General features: G+C 63.0%; 16 protein-coding genes. 13 read left to right on the plus strand and 3 right to left on the minus strand.

Annotated elements, in window-relative coordinates:
• The first annotated feature begins 183 nt into the window (after positions 1 to 183).
• From HRU92_RS20735 to wecC, 3 genes are all read left to right on the plus strand, one after another.
• On the plus strand, positions 184 to 2,013 hold the full coding sequence (locus HRU92_RS20735) for a M10 family metallopeptidase C-terminal domain-containing protein (RefSeq protein ID WP_172123509.1): 1,830 nt from the start codon (positions 184 to 186) through the stop codon (positions 2,011 to 2,013).
• 267 nt (positions 2,014 to 2,280) lie between these two features.
• Complete coding sequence (locus HRU92_RS07225) at positions 2,281 to 3,132, plus strand: WecB/TagA/CpsF family glycosyltransferase (RefSeq protein WP_172123510.1); 852 nt, start codon at positions 2,281 to 2,283, stop codon at positions 3,130 to 3,132.
• Positions 3,133 to 3,158: 26 nt separating this feature from the next.
• Entirely contained in the window at positions 3,159 to 4,418 is a 1,260-nt protein-coding gene (gene wecC / locus HRU92_RS07230) for a UDP-N-acetyl-D-mannosamine dehydrogenase (protein WP_172123511.1), read from the plus strand.
• On the opposite strand, the gene wecB is transcribed toward wecC, so the two are convergent.
• Entirely contained in the window at positions 4,391 to 5,569 is a 1,179-nt protein-coding gene (gene wecB, locus HRU92_RS07235) for a UDP-N-acetylglucosamine 2-epimerase (non-hydrolyzing) (protein WP_172123512.1), read from the minus strand. The two genes, wecC and wecB, sit on opposite strands and share 28 nt — an antisense overlap.
• Positions 5,570 to 6,029: 460 nt before the next feature.
• Between wecB and HRU92_RS07240 the strand changes: the two genes are divergently transcribed.
• Positions 6,030 to 6,713, plus strand: coding sequence for a sugar transferase (locus tag HRU92_RS07240; RefSeq protein ID WP_210258657.1), 684 nt, complete (start codon positions 6,030 to 6,032; stop codon positions 6,711 to 6,713).
• 13 nt (positions 6,714 to 6,726) lie between these two features.
• Here the strand turns inward: HRU92_RS07240 and HRU92_RS07245 are convergent, their stop codons facing one another.
• Positions 6,727 to 8,037 carry an SLBB domain-containing protein gene (locus HRU92_RS07245; protein ID WP_172123514.1) on the minus strand — a complete coding sequence of 437 codons (1,311 nt, stop codon included), beginning with the start codon at positions 8,035 to 8,037 and terminating at the stop codon, positions 6,727 to 6,729.
• 130 nt (positions 8,038 to 8,167) lie between these two features.
• On the opposite strand from HRU92_RS07245, the gene HRU92_RS07250 reads away from it, so the two are divergent.
• The 8 genes from HRU92_RS07250 to HRU92_RS07285 all read left to right on the plus strand — a co-directional run bounded on the left by HRU92_RS07250 (position 8,168) and on the right by HRU92_RS07285 (position 16,436).
• The gene (locus HRU92_RS07250; protein WP_172123515.1) at positions 8,168 to 9,781 is read left to right on the plus strand and encodes a Wzz/FepE/Etk N-terminal domain-containing protein; all 1,614 of its coding nucleotides are present in this window, start codon (positions 8,168 to 8,170) and stop codon (positions 9,779 to 9,781) included.
• On the plus strand, positions 9,778 to 10,554 hold the full coding sequence (locus tag HRU92_RS07255; protein WP_172123516.1) for a CpsD/CapB family tyrosine-protein kinase: 777 nt from the start codon (positions 9,778 to 9,780) through the stop codon (positions 10,552 to 10,554). Before HRU92_RS07250 ends, HRU92_RS07255 begins: the two co-directional genes overlap by 4 nt.
• Positions 10,555 to 10,940: 386 nt before the next feature.
• Positions 10,941 to 11,441, plus strand: coding sequence for an acyltransferase (locus HRU92_RS07260; protein ID WP_172123517.1), 501 nt, complete (start codon positions 10,941 to 10,943; stop codon positions 11,439 to 11,441).
• Positions 11,438 to 12,475: a Gfo/Idh/MocA family oxidoreductase gene (locus tag HRU92_RS07265; protein ID WP_127753371.1), complete on the plus strand. Its 1,038-nt coding sequence runs from the start codon at positions 11,438 to 11,440 to the stop codon at positions 12,473 to 12,475. Before HRU92_RS07260 ends, HRU92_RS07265 begins: the two co-directional genes overlap by 4 nt.
• Positions 12,472 to 13,575, plus strand: coding sequence for a DegT/DnrJ/EryC1/StrS family aminotransferase (locus HRU92_RS07270; protein ID WP_172123518.1), 1,104 nt, complete (start codon positions 12,472 to 12,474; stop codon positions 13,573 to 13,575). The genes HRU92_RS07265 and HRU92_RS07270 overlap by 4 nt, the downstream gene beginning before the upstream one ends.
• On the plus strand, positions 13,565 to 14,281 hold the full coding sequence (locus HRU92_RS07275) for an acyltransferase (RefSeq protein ID WP_172123519.1): 717 nt from the start codon (positions 13,565 to 13,567) through the stop codon (positions 14,279 to 14,281). The genes HRU92_RS07270 and HRU92_RS07275 overlap by 11 nt, the downstream gene beginning before the upstream one ends.
• Positions 14,281 to 15,255, plus strand: a complete 975-nt coding sequence (locus HRU92_RS07280; RefSeq protein ID WP_172123520.1) for an NAD-dependent epimerase/dehydratase family protein — start codon at positions 14,281 to 14,283, stop codon at positions 15,253 to 15,255. Before HRU92_RS07275 ends, HRU92_RS07280 begins: the two co-directional genes overlap by 1 nt.
• Positions 15,252 to 16,436, plus strand: coding sequence for a DegT/DnrJ/EryC1/StrS family aminotransferase (locus HRU92_RS07285; RefSeq protein WP_172123521.1), 1,185 nt, complete (start codon positions 15,252 to 15,254; stop codon positions 16,434 to 16,436). The genes HRU92_RS07280 and HRU92_RS07285 overlap by 4 nt, the downstream gene beginning before the upstream one ends.
• Here the strand turns inward: HRU92_RS07285 and HRU92_RS07290 are convergent.
• Positions 16,433 to 17,986, minus strand: coding sequence for an O-antigen translocase (locus HRU92_RS07290; RefSeq protein ID WP_172123522.1), 1,554 nt, complete (start codon positions 17,984 to 17,986; stop codon positions 16,433 to 16,435). The genes HRU92_RS07285 and HRU92_RS07290 overlap by 4 nt on opposite strands.
• Positions 17,987 to 18,883: 897 nt before the next feature.
• Between HRU92_RS07290 and HRU92_RS07295 the strand changes: the two genes are divergently transcribed.
• Positions 18,884 to 19,678: a response regulator transcription factor gene (locus HRU92_RS07295; RefSeq protein ID WP_127753376.1), complete on the plus strand. Its 795-nt coding sequence runs from the start codon at positions 18,884 to 18,886 to the stop codon at positions 19,676 to 19,678.
• Positions 19,679 to 19,736: the final 58 nt, after the last annotated feature.

Consider the following 19,736-nt stretch of genomic DNA (forward strand, 5'->3'; position numbering starts at 1 on the left):
CCACCGCCAGTTCAAGAAAACGGAATGTCGATCAACGGATTGCCTGGAAAAACGTGACGCCGGCGCGTTTGGCATGTGGCAGCACTATGGCGGATCATCCCGATGGGAACACCAACTGGTCCCATTCCGCCGTCACCTAATACCGCGCATCCAAACGGGGGTGCGGTAATTCAGGAGACGTACATGCCCTTGGATCTCACAAGGACGCTGCAAGGCTTCCCTGACGCGGACAGCACCGGCGTTCGGTCAGGCGTGAATCTTAAACAGGTCGGCGGGTTCACCGTCACCGAGGACAACGCGGTGATCAGTGGGCTCGATATTCGCGGCACTCTGACCATCGAAGCAAAGAACGTCACCATCGTAGACTGCCGCATTGTCGGCAACAGCTACAACGGCATCATCTCGCAGCGAAACGACGTAACCGTCGAGCACTGTGACATTGTGGGCGGCACCAACGGGATCTCCGGGTCGGGGACCTTCCGCTACAACGACATTTCCCAAGTTGACAACGGCATCAACGTTTATTCGCCCAGCGTGATCGAGCACAACTACATCCACGATCTGGAGGGCGGTCCCGACGCTCACTACGATGGGATCGAGATCAATGGTGGCGGCGGTTCAGCCGAGCAGACCATCATCCGCCACAACACGATCATCAATGATCACGGCCAAACCTCCGCGATCATGATCGACAACTACTTTGGCGGTGTCGGCAATATCCTTATCGACAACAACTACCTGACCGGCGGTGGCTACACCATCTACTCCGATGGCCGGTTCACCGACGAACAGATCAGCGGCGTGCAGATCACCAACAACGTTCTCGGCGAAGGTCAATGGGGCTACTACGCCTTCTTTGAGAACCGCCCCCAAGTGTCCGGCAATACCGAGATCGGGGACCTTTGGCCCCTACCCGACTCTGGCGGCGCTCCCAACGAGCCGGCTCCTCAGCCACAGCCACAACCGCAGCCTGATCCTGATCCTCAGCCCCAGCAGCCCGGTGGAACCGGCACTGATGCCGCCGACACCCTCACGGGGGATGGCGCTGCCAATGTGCTGGATGGCAGGGCCGGCAATGACGTCATCAATGGCGCCGGTGGCAACGACACCATCATCGGTGGTCTGGGCCGTGACACCCTGACCGGCGGCGCTGGCAATGATCTCTTCGTCTTCAAGAACGTCGCCGAGATGGGCCGCAGTGCCTTTAGCCGCGACGTCATCACCGACTTCACTCCGGGGCAGGACAAGATCGATCTGTCAGCCCTTGACGCCAATAATCAATTGGCGGGCAAGCAGGGCTTCACCTGGCTCGCCCAGGACAATGCCAGCTTCACCGGTCGTGCCGGTGAATTGGCCTGGCACACAGAGGCGGGCGCGAACCGAACGGTGATCCAGGGCGACACCAATGGCGACCGTATTCATGACTTCGAAATCCAGCTCAGCGGCATCGTCAAGCTTAGCGCCAGCGATATTGCCGGGCTGGCCAGCGGGACCACCCCTTCCCCCGCTCCTGAAGTGCCACCCGCCACTGTTATTTCCGGCACCTCGCGCAGCGATAATCTGGTTGGCGACGACGGCGCCAATTCTATCGACGGGCGCGGCGGCAATGACACGATAGATGCTCGGGGTGGTGCCGACACCATCATCGGTGGCTGGGGCTGGGATACCATGACTGGGGGCGGAGGAGATGACACCTTCGTCTTCCGAACCGCGGCGGAGACGGGCTCCTATGTCGGCTCGCGTGACGTCATCACCGACTTCGAGGCCGGTCGGGACACGATCGACCTGTCCAGCCTGGACGCTGACCCCAATGTCGATGGCATCCAGAGCTTCTCCTTTCTGGCCCGGAATGGCGCCAGCTTCACCGGCACACGCGGGGAAATCGCCTGGCACACCGAGCCGGGGCAGAACCGCACCGTTGTCCAGGGCGATGTAAACGGAGATGGACGGCATGATTTCGAAATCGAACTCAGCGGCACCGTCCAGCTGACCGCAAACGACTTCCTGTTCTAGTCCATGCATCACCCCGTGAGGGCCGGCGTCAACCTCGTCGGCCCTCACGCTTAGCAACTATGGTTATCGCTGCACTGCGCGGTCTGCCCGAGCCCTCAAAAGCTAGCGAGAACGAACTATCGACAAGCTCGGCTACCTCCGCCCTCAGTCCGGCCGCTCCCCGCCTAAGCCCACTAGCTTAAACTCCCGCAAAATGGGCTTATTGCGACCCCGTCAGCGACGCACCTAGGCTCCCTGCAGCAGAAGAAATCTGCCGGAGGAGCCTCCATGCACCAGGGAGTTCATTCACCCCAGGGGCGGCCAGATGACCCCTCACAGGGGGGAGCCGTCCCGGATCGACGCCTGCTGTTTGGCGTGCAGCTTGATGCCGTGTGCATGGAGCAGGCGGTGGATCGTTGCCGCGAAGCGATGCTCACCCGCAAGCCCCTGCTGATCGGCGTCGTCAATGCCGCCAAGATCGTCAACATGCGGCGCGACCCGCAGCTCCAGGAAGCCGTGCTCGATTGCGACATGGTGCTGGCCGATGGCCAGTCCGTCGTCTGGGCCAGCAAGCTGCTGCGCCGGCCCCTGCCCGAGCGCGTCGCCGGCATCGATCTCTTTGAACAATTGCTGGACATGGCCCACCGTGAAGGCCGCAGCGTTTACCTGCTAGGCGCCAAGCCGGAGGTACTCGCCGCCCTCATGCGCCAGATCGCCACGCGTTGGCCAGGATTGCGGATCGCTGGAAGCCAGCATGGCTATTACGCCGAGGCGCAGGTCGAGGATGTAGCAGCCCAGATCAGCGCCTCGGGAGCCGATATGCTGTTTTTGGGCATGGCCTCGCCGCGCAAGGAAATCTTCCTCAAGCGCTTCCGGCACGAGCTAGGCGTGCCGATCCTGCACGGGGTCGGCGGTTCTTTCGACGTAATGGCCGGCCTCACCAAGCGCGCTCCGCGCAGCTGGCAGCGGCTCGGCCTCGAATGGGCCTACCGCCTGCTCCAGGAGCCCGGCCGCATGTGGAAGCGCTATCTCGTCACCAACACCGCCTTTGTCGCCCTGACCCTGCGCGAAGCTTTGCGCCCGGCCGGCGCCCTTTCCCCCACACCGCCAGCTGCGCCGCCGCCGCGCACCCCGGCTTGATGTCTGCGGCTCACAGGATCGAACTCATGTTGAACGAAGTCTTCAGCGGCACGCTGGCCGTAATCGGGATGGGCTATATCGGCCTGCCCACCGCTACCGTTCTCGCCACCCGGGGCATCCAGGTCATCGGCGTGGACGTCAATCCGCGCATTGTGGAAGCGATTTCGCGCGGTGAAACCCCCTTTATCGAGCCCGACCTGGCGGTAGCCGTCAGCGGTGCGGTGGCGATGGGGCGCCTGTCCATGTCGCGCGAGATCCCTGAGGCGGATGCCTTCATCATCGCCGTGCCCACCCCATTCAACCCCGATCACACCGCCGATCTTTCCTATGTCCAGGCGGCGGCCGAGCAGGTCGCGCTCAAGCTGCGCCCCGGCAATATTGTGGTGCTCGAATCCACCAGCCCGCCCGGCACCACCGAAAAGGTCAGCCGTTGGATCGGTGCGGTCCGGCCCGATCTCAAGATGCCCCATGTTGTCGGGGGCAGCGCCGATGTTTACGTCGCCCACTGCCCCGAGCGGGTGCTGCCGGGCCGCATCATGATCGAGATGATCACCAATAATCGCGTTGTTGGCGGACTAACCACCACTTGTGCCATCAAGGCAGCCAGCATCTACCGGGTCTTTTCCCAAGGTGAGATCCTCCTCACCGACGCCGCCAGTGCTGAAATGGCCAAGCTGGTGGAAAACGCCTACCGCGACGTCAACATCGCCTTTGCCAATGAGCTCTCCCTGATCACCGAGCACCTGCGGCTCGATGTGTGGGAAGTCATTCGCCTCGCCAACCAGCATCCCCGGGTCAATGTCCTGTCACCTGGCCCCGGTGTTGGCGGCCACTGCATCCCGGTTGATCCCTGGTTCATCGTCGCGGCTGCACCGGATACCGCCAGACTTATCCGCACGGCGCGCGAAGTGAATGACCACAAGCCCCACCATGTCGCCAATCAGGTCATCGCCAAGGCCCAGCGCTTCCGCACGCCCTCCATTGCCTGCCTTGGGCTCACCTTCAAGGCCAACGTGGATGACGTCAGGGAAAGCCCGGCCATCGATGTGGTGGGCTTGATCGCCAATGCCCTGCCGGAGGTCGAGATCATGGTGGCCGATCCCTATGTCAGCGATCTCCCACCCAAACTGCACAGCAATGCCAATCTGCGGCTGGTGCCCGCCGGGCAGGCGGTGGACGAGGCCGATATCATCGTGCTCCTCGTCGAGCACGATGCCTTCAAGGCGCTACGTCACAACCGGCACAACGGCAAGGTGGTTTACGACACGCGCGGTGCCTGGGCCTGAGCGGGATCGAGACTGGGAGCGAAATCGACCGGGCGTTCAGCCACGAGGCCGAAATAATGCGCAATGGCCTTCACGCAACGATCTGAGGCATGGCCGTCGCCGTAAGGGTTGACGGCCTTTGCCATCGCATCATAGGCGGCCCGGTCGGTGAGCAACCGGCTCACCTCGTCAAAGATGCGGTTCTCATTGGTGCCAACCAGCTTGACCGTTCCTGCCAGCACAGCTTCCGGTCGCTCGGTGGTTGCCCGCATCACCAGCACCGGCTTGCCAAGGCTGGGCGCCTCCTCCTGCACGCCCCCGCTATCGGTCAACACAATGTCCGAGGCCTGCATCGCGCCCACGAAGTCGCTATAGCCTAGCGGCTCGGTGATGAGCACGTTCTCCAGATGCTGCAGGTGCGGCAGCAGAATCTCGCGCACAGCCGGGTTCAAATGCACCGGCAGCAACAGCTGGATGTCGGGGAACGCCTGCGCGAGGCGCGCCATGGCCCGCGCTGCCTGCGCCATCGGTTCCCCCCAGGACTCGCGCCGATGGGCGGTGATCAGCACGGTGCGGCGCCCTTGTAGCTTGAGCAGGTCCGGATTTGCCGGCGGCAGCTGGAGCGCCGCCACTTCCAGCAGCGCATCGATCACCGTATTGCCCGTCACGGCAACCGCGCTTGGCGAAATCGCCTCTGCTACGAGGTTCTGCCGCGATGTCGCCGTGGGTGCCAGATGCAGCTCGGCGATCCGGGACACCATGGTCCGGTTCACCTCCTCAGGGAACGGATTATAGTTGTTGTGCGTCCGCAGGCCCGCCTCCAGATGGATCACCGGCACCCGCTGGTAGAATGCCGCAAGCGCAGCGGCAAAGCAGGTGGTGGTATCTCCCTGCACCAGCACTGCGTCCGGTTGCTCCTCGGCAATAATGGCAGAAACCCCTTCCAGGGCTCGGCAGGTGATTCCCGTCAGCAACTGGCGCTCCGTGATGATGTTGAGATCATGCTTGGGGACGATGCCGAACAAGGCATTGACCTGGTCGAGCATCTGCCGATGCTGCCCCGTTACCGCAACCACCGGCTCGACCAGCCCCGACTCCGCCAGCGCCGCCACCAGCGGCGCCATCTTTATCGCCTCGGGTCGGGTTCCATAGGCCACCAGTATCTTGGGCATGATCTTGTCCTCGTCCACGCCCCGGTCGGGCGCGGAAAGACGCTAGGGCGCGGCTGCCACGATCGGCATAATCACATCAACCTAGTGGGCGGAGCGGCAAGCACGCTTGCTCCCTCCACGGTATGGCACGGCAATCAATTAGATAGGTCGGGCGCCAGCGGCAGGCGGAAATGGCCTAGGCCGAGCCGCACCCGTAACTCCTTGAGGGTACTTAAACCTACGGAAACCCTCGCAATTATTGATACGAAGCCGACTTCACCTAAGGCGCTCGGAGCTTGTTGGGGTTCCTCTCTGCGACAGCTTAATCCCCTCGGCGAGTTTTGCCCCCGTGTGGGAGGTCCTAACGTCCCAGCACGCAGGAACTGCATCCGCATGAGCTTTGGCGGCAACAACTGCCCCGGCTGCCGCCACTCGCCAACATCGGCATCTGGCGCCTGCCATGCAACAAGCGAGGCCTATGATGTTTGACAGTTTCGTCGGCAAGCCGGCCAAGCCCGGTGCCGGTGTCGCCCCCAGCAAGCGCCGGCTCGCCCTCGCCCGCCGCTTCTATCAACCAACCAAGCGCCTAAGCGATCTGGTGTTGGTACTGGTGTTCGGGCCACTGTTCCTGCCGCTCATCGCGATGCTTGCCCTGCTGGTGCGCCTTGATGGAGGGCCTTCATTTTATCGCCAGCCGCGCCTGGGGCGTTACGGGCGCGTGTTTCGGCTGGTTAAGCTTCGCACCATGGTGGTGGATGCCGATGCCGCGCTGGCCCGGCATCTCGAGGGTGATCCAGCAGCACGCGCCGAATGGGCCGCAACGCAAAAACTGCGCCGCGATCCGCGGCTGACACCCATTGGCGGCTTCCTCCGCCGCTATTCGCTCGATGAACTGCCCCAGCTCTGGAATGTGCTGATCGGGGAAATGAGCCTTGTCGGCCCGCGTCCCATGCTGCCCTCCCAACGCCCACTTTACCACGGCACCGCTTATTTCGACATGCTGCCGGGACTGACCGGCCTTTGGCAGATCAGCGAGCGCAATGACTGCTCCTTTGCCGCCCGGGCCGATTACGACACGCGCTACGGGCAAATAGCCTCAATCGGCACTGATTTCCGCATCCTTTGGCGCACGGTTGAAGTCGTGTTCCGCGGCACCGGTTGCTAGGCTGCCGCCTTTCCTAGGGAATGATGGCGAGGTCCACCGGGGCCGCCGTGCCGCCGGGCGTCTGCGCTGGTGATCGTCCCGGTAGTTGCACCTCCAGCGCTACCCGCACCAGGTCTCCCGGCACCAACACGCTGGCTTCACTGGCGTCCAGCGACACTGTTTGCTCCCCTTCCTGGCGCAATATGGAATAGCTGATCCCCGTTTTCGCCGTCTGGGCCAGCGTGGCGTTGGCGTCGAAATCCATCGATTGGCGCAGCATGCGCATCGTTGCTGTTTGGTTGAGCATCAGCTTTTCCAGCGTCGCCTGCTGTTCTTGCAATTGCGCCGCAGCATAGGATTGCTGCTCGTCCTGCAGCTTGGCCAAGTCCCGCTCGGATCGGTTGAGATTTTCCCGCGCCGACATCGTGGCAATGACATTGTCGAGCTTGTCCGAGCGCAGATCATCAAGGATACGCTCCGCATCGGTCAGCCGCGCCACCGTGGAAGCACCTGCGGCCAGCAGCGTCTTGAGCGAATCCACCTGCTGTTGCGCCCGCTCGATCTGCTGATCGATTGCGCCCGACTTTTGCTCCAGCGCATCGATCTCGGCTTTGTAGAGTACGGCCAACTGCTCCAGCCCCACCTGCTGGCGCAACAACTCGTTGGTGTGAGCGTCAAAGATGCGCCGCTCCTGCTCCATAATTTCGGCCACCACCGGATCGGCAGAGTTGAGCGTGGGGTCGAAGGTGATCTCAGGCTCGCGGGCAAATTCGGCCTTGAGCCGCGCCAACCTCGTCGTGGTGCGCAGGATATCGCGGCTATAACCCTCAAGGTCCCACTGCAGCTTGATGGTTTCGGACAAACCCGAGGCGCCCTCGATCCGCTGCTCGCCCCCTGCCAACGCCATGGCCTGGATCACCGTCATCCCGGGACGATAGCTGTATGCGCCAGGCGCTTCGACATTGCCCACCACATAAACCGGCGGATATTCAAGCACCTGCACCGACGCATTGGGCGCATCGAGCAGCCCCAGCTTGGTCTGCAGCAACTCGCCGATGCGCGTGCCAAGATCCTCCGCGCTCAGGCCCGAGACATCCATGGAGCCCAGCGTCGGAACCGCTAGCGACCCATCGGGCTCGATCACGAACTCTCCGCTCACTGCGTCCCAGCGCTTGTAGTCGCCCGTTGCCGGAACAAACTGCACCACACTGATCCTGAGCTTGGTCAGCGGGGCAAGTGGCGCCGGCGCCGCCATCGCGGTGGAGGCGAGCGAAACACCCGCCAGCAGCACCGCCAGGCGCATCCGGCGCCGTATCGCCAGCGAGAAATCGTGCAAGTTCAACATGGTTGGGCCCCGCTCCAGCAGCATTGCGTGATCGTATCGCGAGGCAGGGGCAAAAGAACCAGCTACAGCGGCTTAGCTCCAGCGGCGTACCATATCCCCGGTCTCACCCGTGTTGGCGATGGAGCCGCTGATGAGTCGCGCTCTAGGTTCAACGCCAGACAGTTTGGCTGAGGCGCCGCTGCAGACCGGTCGGGTGATTGACGTGAATGCACTGAGCAATATCGACTTCAGATTTTATCTATCCCTCTTTATGCGGCGCTTGCCGCTTTTCCTGATCGTCCTGGTGATCGCGACAAGCGCCGGCGTGATCGCCACCGTGTTGCGCCCCATCGTCTTTCAGGCCACCGCTCGCATTCTTGTTGAATCCCCGCAGATCCCGGCAGAACTCGCCAAGTCCACCGTGCCTACCGGCGCGGCCGAGCAGTTCCAGATCATTCAGCAGCACGTGCTTTCGCGCGACAATCTGCTCGCGCTCGCCGACCGACTGGCGCTCTATCAGGGCCGCCCACCAATGTCGCGCGCCGAAACCTATGACGATCTGATCCGGCGCCTCGAAATCGCGCCCACCCATATTGAAAGCGGCACCGGAGCTGTTGCCACCGTATTCCGGATAGCCTTCAAGGCGGGCGACCCTGATAGCGCCGCGAACTTCGTCAATACACTCGTGACCCAGATCCTCGACAAGGACATCCAGCTGCGCACCGGTCGCGCCACCGACACCGTCACCTTTTTCGATGGCGAAGCGGCGCGGCTCGATCAAGCCCTGCGCGAAGCGGACAGCAGGATTCTTGCCTTCAAGAACGAGCACATCGACGCACTGCCCGACAGCCTCGACTTCCGCCGCGAGCAGCAAACCGTTGAGCAGCGACGCCTTTTGGTTTTGGCGCAGGAAGAATCAATGCTGCGCAAGCAGCGCACAGACCTCGAATCCCGCCCGCTGGAACTTGGCGTACTACCGACTTCCCCGGTAGAGCAGAACCTCCAGGCGCTGCGCCAATCGCTGGTTCAGCAGCAGGCGCTGTTTGCCGAAGACAGCCCGACCATCAAGGGACTGCGTGGCCGTATCGCCGCTATCGAGGGCGATCTTGCCGGAGCCAGCTCTCAACCCGGCTCCGACCGCCCCACCAACGCGCGCCAGTTCCAGATCGCTGACATCACCGACCGGCTCGCCGCCATCGCTCAGGAGCGCGAGCAGGTCCAGCGCAAGATCGCCGATCTCAGCGCGTCCATCGCCCGCACCCCGAGCAATGAAACCCGGCTCAATTCGCTCCTGCGCGATCATCATAACCTGCAGGCGCAATACGACCTGGCTGTAGCGCGCCTCGCCGAAGCATCCACGGGCAAGCAGATCGAACTGCTGCTAAAGGGCGAACGGCTTTCCCTGATCGAAAGCGCGGTCCCGCCGCGTAACTTCCAAGGATTTGGCACCCGCATGCTGCTGTTCGCCAGCCTCATTGTCGGCGTGCTGGCCGGTCTTGTCGCCGTGGTCGTGCCGGAGTTCTTCAACCGTCGCATTCGCCGTCCAGCCGAGCTCACATCTCGCTTGCAGATCGTCCCCTATATCACTGTTCCCTATATCGAACGCCGCATTTTTGATCATCGGCGCCTCGCAATGAGCGTCGCGGCGACTCTCACCATTCCCGTGGTGCTGCTGGTCGCCGGCATCTATCTTTCTCCGCACAAGAACATCATTGGCCAGACCCAGGCCGCGACTGCCTCACCCTTGCCGGGAGTTCAGCCATGACCATCGAAGCCGAACGCCACGCCGCCGCGACGACTTTCCCGCTAAAGCCCACGGGCGCCGGTTCCCTTGCCTGGTCGCAACTGACCGACCTGCCAGTGGACCCGCGCTGGCTCACCAAGCAGAAGATCGTTTCCTTCCAGCGCCGGCACAAGGCTGCTCTCGCCTTTGACATCTTGCGCACCAAACTGCTCAAGGCCGCCCGCGAGCAGGGCTGGAAAACGCTGGGCATCACCTCGCCCGATGCTGGCTGCGGCAAGGCGACCATTGCGGCCAACCTGGCGATCAGCCTGACCAAGCACGAGCAGGTCCGCGTCGCCCTTGTGGATATCGACCTGCGCCGGCCAGGCATCGCCCAGATCTTTGCCCATAAGAGCCGCTACAGCACCGAGGAATTCCTGCGCGGCGAATGCCTGCCCGAAGACTTCCTGGTCCGCGTCGGCGACAATCTGGCAATTGGCGCCAGTTCCGACTCAACCGGTTACCCAGCCGAACTGCTGCACGGCCCCGGTGCAGCCCAAATGCTCGAACGCTTGCGCCAGGGACTGGGCGCCGACATGCTCATCTTTAACCTGCCTTCCATGCTGGAAAGCGATGACTGCCTGGGGCTCTTGCCCCAAGTGGAAGCCGCACTGCTGGTGGTTGGCGCCGACCACAGTACCGTCGATGACATTGATGTATGCGAGCGGGAGTTGCGCGCCCAAACCCGCATGCTCGGCGTCGTGCTCAACAAGTGCCGCTACGCCTTCGACCAGAACGTGAACTTCCAGCTTTAGCGCAGTCCCGGCCCTGCCGGACCGCGGCCCCGCGCCCCGCCACGGCTCGTTTGACGCGACCTCCCCATCGTTTCCCATCCACATCTCGAACAAGGTGCGGCTTGCCACGTCCACCGCAGAGTTCCACGGCGACCCATAACTATCCCGACGGGAGTGCCCCGCTCAAAGGACGGGTGCGGACCTCGGCAATAAATCCTTAAGCTTACGGGGCACGCGCCGACCAATAGCCCCGGCAGCGATTTTAGCTCGCTGCCCGGAAAGGCAGCTAACTCGCTAGCTCGATTAGCAAATTGCCCATCGCCCAGGGATCGCTAGCTTTGCCGGAAGTCGAGCACTGCGCGCAGCAATCACTGCCTTCACCCGCTCGCCATCTCAGGGGTAACCACATGCTGACGCGCGTCCAGCTCGAAGACGGGGTGATTATCCGACAACCCGATCTGGTCAATCTTTACGACTGCTGCATCGGTGCCGGCACCCGCATCGGCGCTTTTGTCGAGATTCAGAAAAACGCGGTCGTGGGCCGCAACTGCAAGATCTCGAGCCACAGCTTCCTCTGCGAAGGCGTCACCATCGACGACGGCGTGTTCATCGGCCACGGCGTGATGTTCACCAATGATCTCTTCCCCCGGGCCACCACCGCCACCGGAGAGCCGCAGGAAGGCGATGACTGGACGGTGGTGCCCACTTTCGTGCGCCGCAACGCCTCGATCGGCAGCAATGCCACCATTCTCGCCGGCATCACCATTGGGGAAGGCGCCATGATCGGCGCCGGCGCCGTGGTGACCCGCGACGTGCCCGCCGGAGCGGTGGTGGCGGGCGTGCCCGCGCGCCCCCTCGCCGCCTCCGCCCAACCCGCCCAACTGGATACCGGAAGGCTGCAACAATGATCGGCGTCGGCGTTATTGGCTATGGCTATTGGGGTCCCAACCTCGTTCGCAACTTCTCGGATATCCCCAGTGTCGATCTGCGCTGGGTATGTGACCTGCAGACCGAGCGGCTGGCCCGGCTGCGCCTGCGCTATCCGGCGGTCAGCATCACGGAAGATCTCAACGATGTGCTCTCCGATCCCAAGGTGGATGCCGTAGCCATCGCCACCCCCGTTTCCACCCATTTCGATCTGGCCATGCGTGCCCTGCGCGCCGGCAAGAGCGTCTTTGTCGAAAAGCCGATCACCGCCACCGCCGAACAGGCGGAGCGCCTCATCGAGGAAGCCGACCGGCGCGGCCTCGTCGTCGCGGTCGATCACACCTTCATCCACACCGGCGCCGTCAAGAAGCTTCGCGAGGTCATCCAGAAGGACCTGGGCCAAGTCTACTACTACGACTCCGTCCGCGTGAATCTTGGGCTCTTCCAGCACGATGTCAGCGTGGTCTGGGACCTCGCGGTCCACGATCTCTCGATCATGGATTACGTGCTGGGCGTACAGCCGCGCGCTGTTTCGGCCACTGGCATCGCCCATATCGCCGGCTCACCCGAAAACATGGCCTATCTCAACCTGCATTTCGACACGACGCTGATGGCCCATATCCACGTTAACTGGCTGGCCCCGGTCAAGGTGCGCCGAACCCTGGTGGGCGGCAGCAACAAGATGGTGGTCTACGACGATCTCGAGCCCAGCGAGAAGATCAAGGTCTATGACAGCGGCATCACGCTCGACCCCATGGCCCCTCGCGCCGGCGAGCAAAAGCAGCAGATGCGCATCGGCTACCGCGCGGGCGACATGTTCGCCCCCAAGCTCGACATCACCGAGGCGCTGGGCTCCGAACTCGCCGAATTCATCGCCTGCGTACAGCGCGGCACCAGCCCTACTGCCGATGGCGTAGCGGGCCTGCGCGTCGTCCGCATTCTTGAAGCTGCAACCCGCTCCATGGCGCAAGGCGGGACTGTGATCGAACTTGCCCCTCAACGAGTGCTGGCATGATCCCCTTTCTCAACCTGCGCGCACAATACGCCGCCATTCAGCCCCAGATCGAAGCCGCCGCTCTTGGCGTCCTGCGCTCCACCCAATATGTGCTGGGCGCCGAGGTGGAGGCGTTCGAGGAAGAGTTCGCCGCCTATTGCGGCACGCGCCACGCCATCGCGGTCAATACCGGCACCAGCGCTCTGCAGTTGGCGCTGCTGGCCGCCGGCATCAAGGCCGGCGACGAGGTGATCACCACGCCGTTCACCTTCGTGGCCACCGCCGCCGCCATCCGCTATATCGGCGCCCGCCCGGTCTTTGTGGATATCGATCCACGCACCTTCTGCATCGATCCCAATCTCATCGAGCGGGCGATTACGCCCCGCACCCGCGCGATCATGCCGGTCCATCTCTACGGCCAGATGGCCGATATGGACGCCATCGGCATGGTCGCCGCCAAGCATGGCCTTGCGGTCATAGAGGACGCTTGTCAGGCCCACGGCGCGACCACCGAGGGACAACGCGCCGGCAGCTTTGGCCTTTCCGGCTGCTTCAGCTTCTATCCCGGCAAGAACCTGGGCGCCTGCGGCGAAGGCGGCATCGTTGTCACCAGCAATGACCAGCAGGCCCGTCTCATCCGCATGCTGCGCGACTGGGGCCAGGACCGGCGCTATCACCACGTGCTCGAAGGCTACAACTTCCGCATGGATGCCATCCAGGGCGCGGTGCTGCGCGTCAAGCTGCGCGAGCTGGAGAACTGGACCGAAGCGCGCCGGGCCTGCGCCGGCGAATACAAGCAGCTGCTGGCCGGCGGCCCGGTGGAGCTCCCCTACGAAGCGCCGGGCCGCCGCCATGTCTGGCACATCTTCGCCATCCGCACCCGCGACCGCGATGGCCTGCGCGAAATGCTCGCCCGCGATGGCGTCGAGACCGGGCTCCACTACCCCGTCCCGGTGCATCTGCAGCCCAGCTATGTCGATCTGGGCCACGCGCCCGGCGACTTCCCCCAGGCCGAGGCGGCCGCCGCCACCGTCCTGTCCTTGCCCATCTACCCCGAACTCAGCACCCAGGAAGTCGAGATCATCTCCGATCTGGTGCGTCAGGATGCCTATGTCCATTGAAATGGTGGATACCCCGCGCATCGCCCGCTCGGTGCATGGCCGCCGCGAGATTGATCCCGGTCCCACCTTTGAAGACGGCATGGTCGGCTGGCTGCGCCAGCACTACCCGGCCTCAGCCGTACGCGACCTTTATGGCCGCTTCGCCGTTGGCGATGGCGACCTCGACGCCTTGATGCGCCAGTTCGTCTGGCGCAGCGCCGCCCGGCGCTGCGGGCCGGGGCTGCAGGTCGGCAGCCAGGCTGGCTTCAAGCACATCGAAACCTTCGAGATCGGCGCCAATGTCTTCATCGGCGCTGGCGCCTACATCCAGGGCCGGTTCGATGGCACCTGTATCATCGGCGACAAGGTCTGGATCGGCCCCCAGGCCTATTTCGACGCCCGCAATCTCGTCATCGGCGATTATGTCGGCTGGGGCCCCGGCGCCAAGTTGCTGGGCTCCCAGCACACCGGCCTGCCCGTCTCCGAGCCCATCATCGCCACCGATCTCGACATCCGCCCCGTGCGTATCGGCGCCGGCGCCGATATCGGCACCAATGCCACCATTCTGCCCGGCGTCACCATCGGGGAAGGCGCCATCATCGGCGCCGGTGCCGTGGTGACCACCGATATTCCCGCCTACGCCGTCGCCGCGGGTGTCCCCGCCCGCGTGCTGCGCTGGCGCAAGGACGACGACATCGTCCAAAACCCCAATCAAGGAGCGTCCTGATGCAAGGCAAACGGGTTCTGATCACGGGTGGAGCCGGCCTTATCGGCTCCCATATTGCCGATCTGGTCGCCGACCAATCTCCAGCCGAAATCGTCATCCTCGACAATTTCGTGCGCGGCCGCATGGACAACCTGGCCGCAGCGCAAGCCAAGGCGCCGATCCGGATCATCGAGGGTGATGTCCGCGACATCGCCCTGGTCCATGCCAGCATGGCGGGGATCGACACGCTCTTTCACCAGGCCGCCATCCGCATCACTCAGTGCGCCGAAGACCCGCGCCTCGCCCATGATGTGCTGGCGACCGGTACCTTCAACGTGCTCGAAGCCGCGGTGAAAGCCGGCGTCGGCAAGGTCGTTGCCGCCTCTTCCGCCTCGGTGCTCGGCGCCGCCGATCAGTTCCCCACCACCGAGCTGCACCACCCCTACAACAACCGCACCATCTATGGCGCCGCCAAGACCTACAACGAAGCGCTGCTGCGCAGTTTCAACGAGATGTATGGCCTGCCCTATGTCGCCTTGCGCTATTTCAACGTCTACGGCCCGCGCATGGATGTCTACGGTGCCTATACCGAGGTGCTGATCCGCTGGATGGAGCGCATCGCCAATGGCCTGCCCCCCATCATCATGGGCGATGGCACCCAGACCATGGATTTCGTGCATGTGCGCGATATCGCCCGCGCCAATGTGCTGGCCGCCGCAGCGCCCGCCAGCGACACCGTCTACAATGTGGCGAGCGGCACTGAAACGAGCCTCGCCGAGCTGGCCCGCACCCTCCTCGATGTCATGGGCTCGTCCTTGGCGCCGATCCACGAGCCGGCCCGCAAGGTCAACCCCGTCGCCCGCCGCCTCGCTTCAACCGAAAAAGCGACGCGCGAGCTGGGCTTCACCGCCGAAATCTCGATGAAGGAAGGCCTGCGCGATCTCGTCGCCTGGTGGCAGGCGAGCCGCGGCCTTGTCAGGAGCGATGTAGCATGACCGCCATCCGCCCCCAGCTTCCCGTCGCCAAGCCCGTGCTCGATGAACGCGAGGTCGAAGCCGCCCGCCGCGTCATCCTTTCCGGCTGGGTCACCCAGGGCCCCGAAGTCGCCCAGTTCGAGCAGGAATTCGCCGCCTATGTCGGCGCCCCCCATGCCTGTGCCCTCTCCAACTGCACCACGGCGCTGCACTTGGCGCTGATGGCCGTGGGCGTCGCCGCCGGCGACGAGGTGATCACCGTCAGCCATTCCTTCATCGCCACCGCCAACGCCGTGCGCTATTGCGGCGCCACTCCGGTCTTTGTCGACATTGCGCCCGGCACCTTCAATATCGATTCCGATCGCATCGCCGCCGCCATCACGCCGCGCACCCGCGCCATCCTCGTCGTGCACCAGCTCGGCATGCCTTGCGATCTCGCTGCGATCCTCGCCATTGCCCGCGAACATGATCTGAAAGTGGTGGAAGACGCCGCCTGCGCCACCGGCAGCGAAATCCTCTGGAACGGATCTTGGGAGCGCATCGGCCGCCCGCATGGCGACGTCGCCTGCTTTTCCTTCCACCCCCGCAAAGTCGTCACCACCGGCGACGGCGGCATGTTGACTACAGCCAGCCCTGACTTCGACCGGGCCTTCCGCCATTTGCGCCAACATGCCATGTCGGTGCCCGACACCGTCCGCCACGGCGCCCGCCAGGTGATCTTCGAGAGCTATACCGAGGTCGGTTACAACTACCGCATGACGGACCTGCAGGCCGCCATTGGCCGCGTCCAGCTCGAGCGTCTCCCCGGCATCATCGCTGATCGCCGGCGTCTTGCGGCTCTCTACACAAGCTTGCTCTCGGCCATTCCCGGTCTGCAACCACCGGCTGAGCCAGCCTGGGCGCGCAGCAACTGGCAGAGCTATTGCGTCACCCTGCCCACCCATGCCGATCAGTTGGCTGTTATGCAGGCCCTGCTCGATCGCGGCATCTCTGCCCGGCGCGCCGTGATGAACTCCCATCTCGAGCCCGCCTATGCCCGCAAGAACCTCCATCGGCAGGCCGGCTCGCTCGAGCACTCCGAGCACGCCCAGCGCACCGGGATCATGCTGCCGCTCTTTGCGCAGATGAGTGAAGACGATGTGCGCTTCGTTGTTGCGGAACTGGCCCAGATTCTCGAGCAGGTTCCCGAACTCGCGTCCTAAACCCCATCAACAGCTGACGCCGTCCGCGTCGGCTTCATCCCGAGCCCCACCCGTACCACCGTGGGCAACCAAGCGGGTATCCAGCGCTGCGGCAACAGCGCAATTAACTGGCTGAGTGCATACCAGCTCGCTCCGGCCGTCGCGATCGCCGCAACCGCAAAGCCGGGCCAGAATGGCAGCAGTTCCACTGCCGCCAGCACCGCGGCGCTCAGGGTAACAAACCCCGATCCCAGCACCAGGTTCTCGCGCGACCAGCGAAAGCCATCAAGGCTCCGCACCAGCCCATAGATCAGCATGCCGTGCCAGAGATAAAGCCCCACAAAGGCGATGCCTGCGCCGGCCAGGCCAACAAGATCGAGCAGCAACCAGGTCAACCCGACCTGCACCGTTGCCGCCGCGAGCTCCGTCCAGAAGAAGATCTGCTGCTTGCCCTTGGCTAGGATGATGAACCCCATCGGCCAGGCCACCACGCGCAACAGCATCCCGAGACAAAACCAGCGTAGCAACGGCACCGCGCCTGCAAACTCTGCTGAGTAAAACACCGCCATCACCAGCGGAGCCAGCGCCAGCGTGGCCAGCAGTCCAGGTCCCGCGAGTAGGAGACTAACCCGCGCCTGCTCGTTGACCATGCGTGTGCTGGCGACCTGGTCATCGGCAACCGCCGAAAGGCGCGGGTAAAAGTCGGTGCCCATCGCCTGGAGGATAAAGCCGACATAAATGCCCCCCAGCGCCCAGGCCGCCTGGTAGTTGCCGGCGGCATCCACGCCCAGTTCCTGCACCACGAGGATCCGGATAAGAAAGGCCGATCCGGCCATCAGCAACCCGCTAGCCATGAAGGCAAAGCCCAGCATCAACAGCCCCTTGGCCTCGGCACTAAACTCAGGCAGCGAAAGGCTGACCTCAGGCAGCGTGATTTTGCGGCAATACCATAGCGCAGCAATCCAGGTGGTCGCCGCCACCGCAATCAGCGACGGCACAATGCCGGCCTCCCCGAGCCAATATACCAGGGGAACCGCCACCACCGTGTTGAGCACCGCACCCACCACCGTCATCCTCGCTAGATCCCCGATGCGGCGACTGCCTTGGATGATCGCCATCGGTGCGCCCGCGAGAATCCGCAGCAGCACCGCTACACTCACCAGCATCACCGCGCCCGCATGCGCCGCCGTTCCAAAGGACAAGGTGGCGATCGGAACCGCAAAACCGATCAGCAAAACCATCCCCAGTACACCCAGCAGCAACGAAGCGCGCGCCAGCACTTTGGCCACGCGTGCAACCTTGAGTGCGTCCCCGGTCCCGCTGGCGAGTGCCACCTGCCGCACCCCGCTGGCCTGGATGCCCAACCCGGCAATGCTCGAGCCGAGGTCAATGATCACGTTGAACAGCCCGAACAGCCCCACGCCTGCAGGGCCCAGAAGCACAGCAAGCACTTTGAGACGCACTACGGACATGAGGATATTGATGACCGATGACCCTCCAATGAGGGAGGTTGATTTCAGAATCGCTCCATATCGGGTTTGCGCCCGATCATCCTCACTTGTATCGCTCACCACGGTTCCTGAAATATGCTGCCTTGTCCCATCAGGATTGCAGCCGCCAAGGCCAATGGGCAATCGCCCGAACTTGTGGTGTCGCGGCAATCGCTAGTCCAGAGGATCGGCCGTGCCCCGGTCTGCTAAAACATGTGGACTAGCGGGCCTGCTGCCACACCACCCGCGAGCGAACACTGCGTCGCATCAATTGTCAGTGGCCGCGCCGCCGGCCGCCACATGCCGTCCCAAACTGAGACACTCCCGCCACATGCGAAGCAGCGGTCCGTCAGTTATCCTGACCTTTATTGAGAGTTCAATCCATAATTTACTTGCTCATTGATCGCACAAATCAGCGAAAGCAAGCAACTTACAAGGACAACAGAGATATGATGATTCTTGTCGCCAGTATCTTTCCTGTGGCAATTCAGCCGCATCTTGCGCGCAATCTCGCCGACCGCGACGGGGAAACGGGCCGAAAAGCGCCCGCCCGATAGGAGGTTGCAACAAGCCATAAACCCTATGGCTCCTCGCTTACCAAGATAAGGGCCCACTGGGGAGTTGCCGGAACTCGGCCGCCCGAACAAACTACTCCGGTTCACGAAACCAGCTTAATTATCTGAAAATGCAACTGATTTCTCAAGAACGCCAGTTCGGCCCCACCCCGTGCACAAGAAAATCTCACCCAGTTTGACCCGCTTCGAAGAACTCCCGGCGGAACCCAAAGCAACCCCCCGGAGCGTTTTTCGGCTACTATTTTGGCCTACTAGCCTTACCGCACCCAAAATAATCAATTGCCAAGATACTTGCGCTCGTCTGGCTTGAGCCGCGAGTTTGTCACGGCTGTGTCACGACGGGTATGTTCCTTGGGAGCGTCCTAAGTTAAATAGGACTAAAAAATCATCAGTTGGGGCAATCATGTTGGAAGTCATCAACCACAAGGAAGAAGGCATCTATGCCTTCTGGCACACGACCCCGTCGCGCGATGCAGAGGGCCGAGACGGAATTCTCATCCTGGCGAACACTGGCGTGACATTCCAGAGTCTGCTCAAGGCCGCTCAGCAGTGCTTCTTGCGCGTCGGGGTAACCCTATCGAGTCAGCTGCCTGAGGACGCCACGGTTCCATACAAGCCGCGGCTGATCCTGCTGGACGCTCTCGCCTTTCGCAATATACCGGGCATGATCTCGCAATGCCGCGAGCGCTACCCGGACTCGCCCATCGCGCTTTTGGTCGAGAATGGCTGGAGCGAGGATCCGGCGCTGCGTGCTGTTGTGGCCGAACGCGCGATCCAGGGCCTTGTGCCCTTCAACCTCCAGATCAATGTCTGGCTAGCTGCAATCTGGCTCCTGCTTAATGGTGGCGAGTATTTTCCGAGCGTCGCCTCCCCTCGCTCAGCCGCGCGCGGCTTTCTGACCCGCCGCAGTCCCTCGAGTGGCCCGGAAGGAGCCACGGGCAGCGACACCGTTGGGGTACTGTCCAACCGGGAAGCCGAAGTGCTTGAGCTGATGTCCGACGGCTATCAGAACAAGATCATCGCGGCCAAGATGGAGCTGTCCGAGCACACGGTGAAAGTGCACGTGCACAACATCATCCGTAAGCTAAAGGTGCATAACCGCACCCAGGCAGCGGCTGTGTTTCGCTCGTTTGATCGACGACCGGGCTATGACACCCCACCAGCCGGCACCATGCCCGCTATCGTACGGACGCTATGAAGGGGCGTTAAAAACCCCTAGCGTGAGTAAATTGAAGTCCAGGCGGCCACGGACAGCA

Source organism: Devosia sp. 1635 (genome assembly GCF_013185955.1).
In the GTDB taxonomy this organism is placed as follows: Bacteria; Pseudomonadota; Alphaproteobacteria; order Rhizobiales; family Devosiaceae; genus Devosia.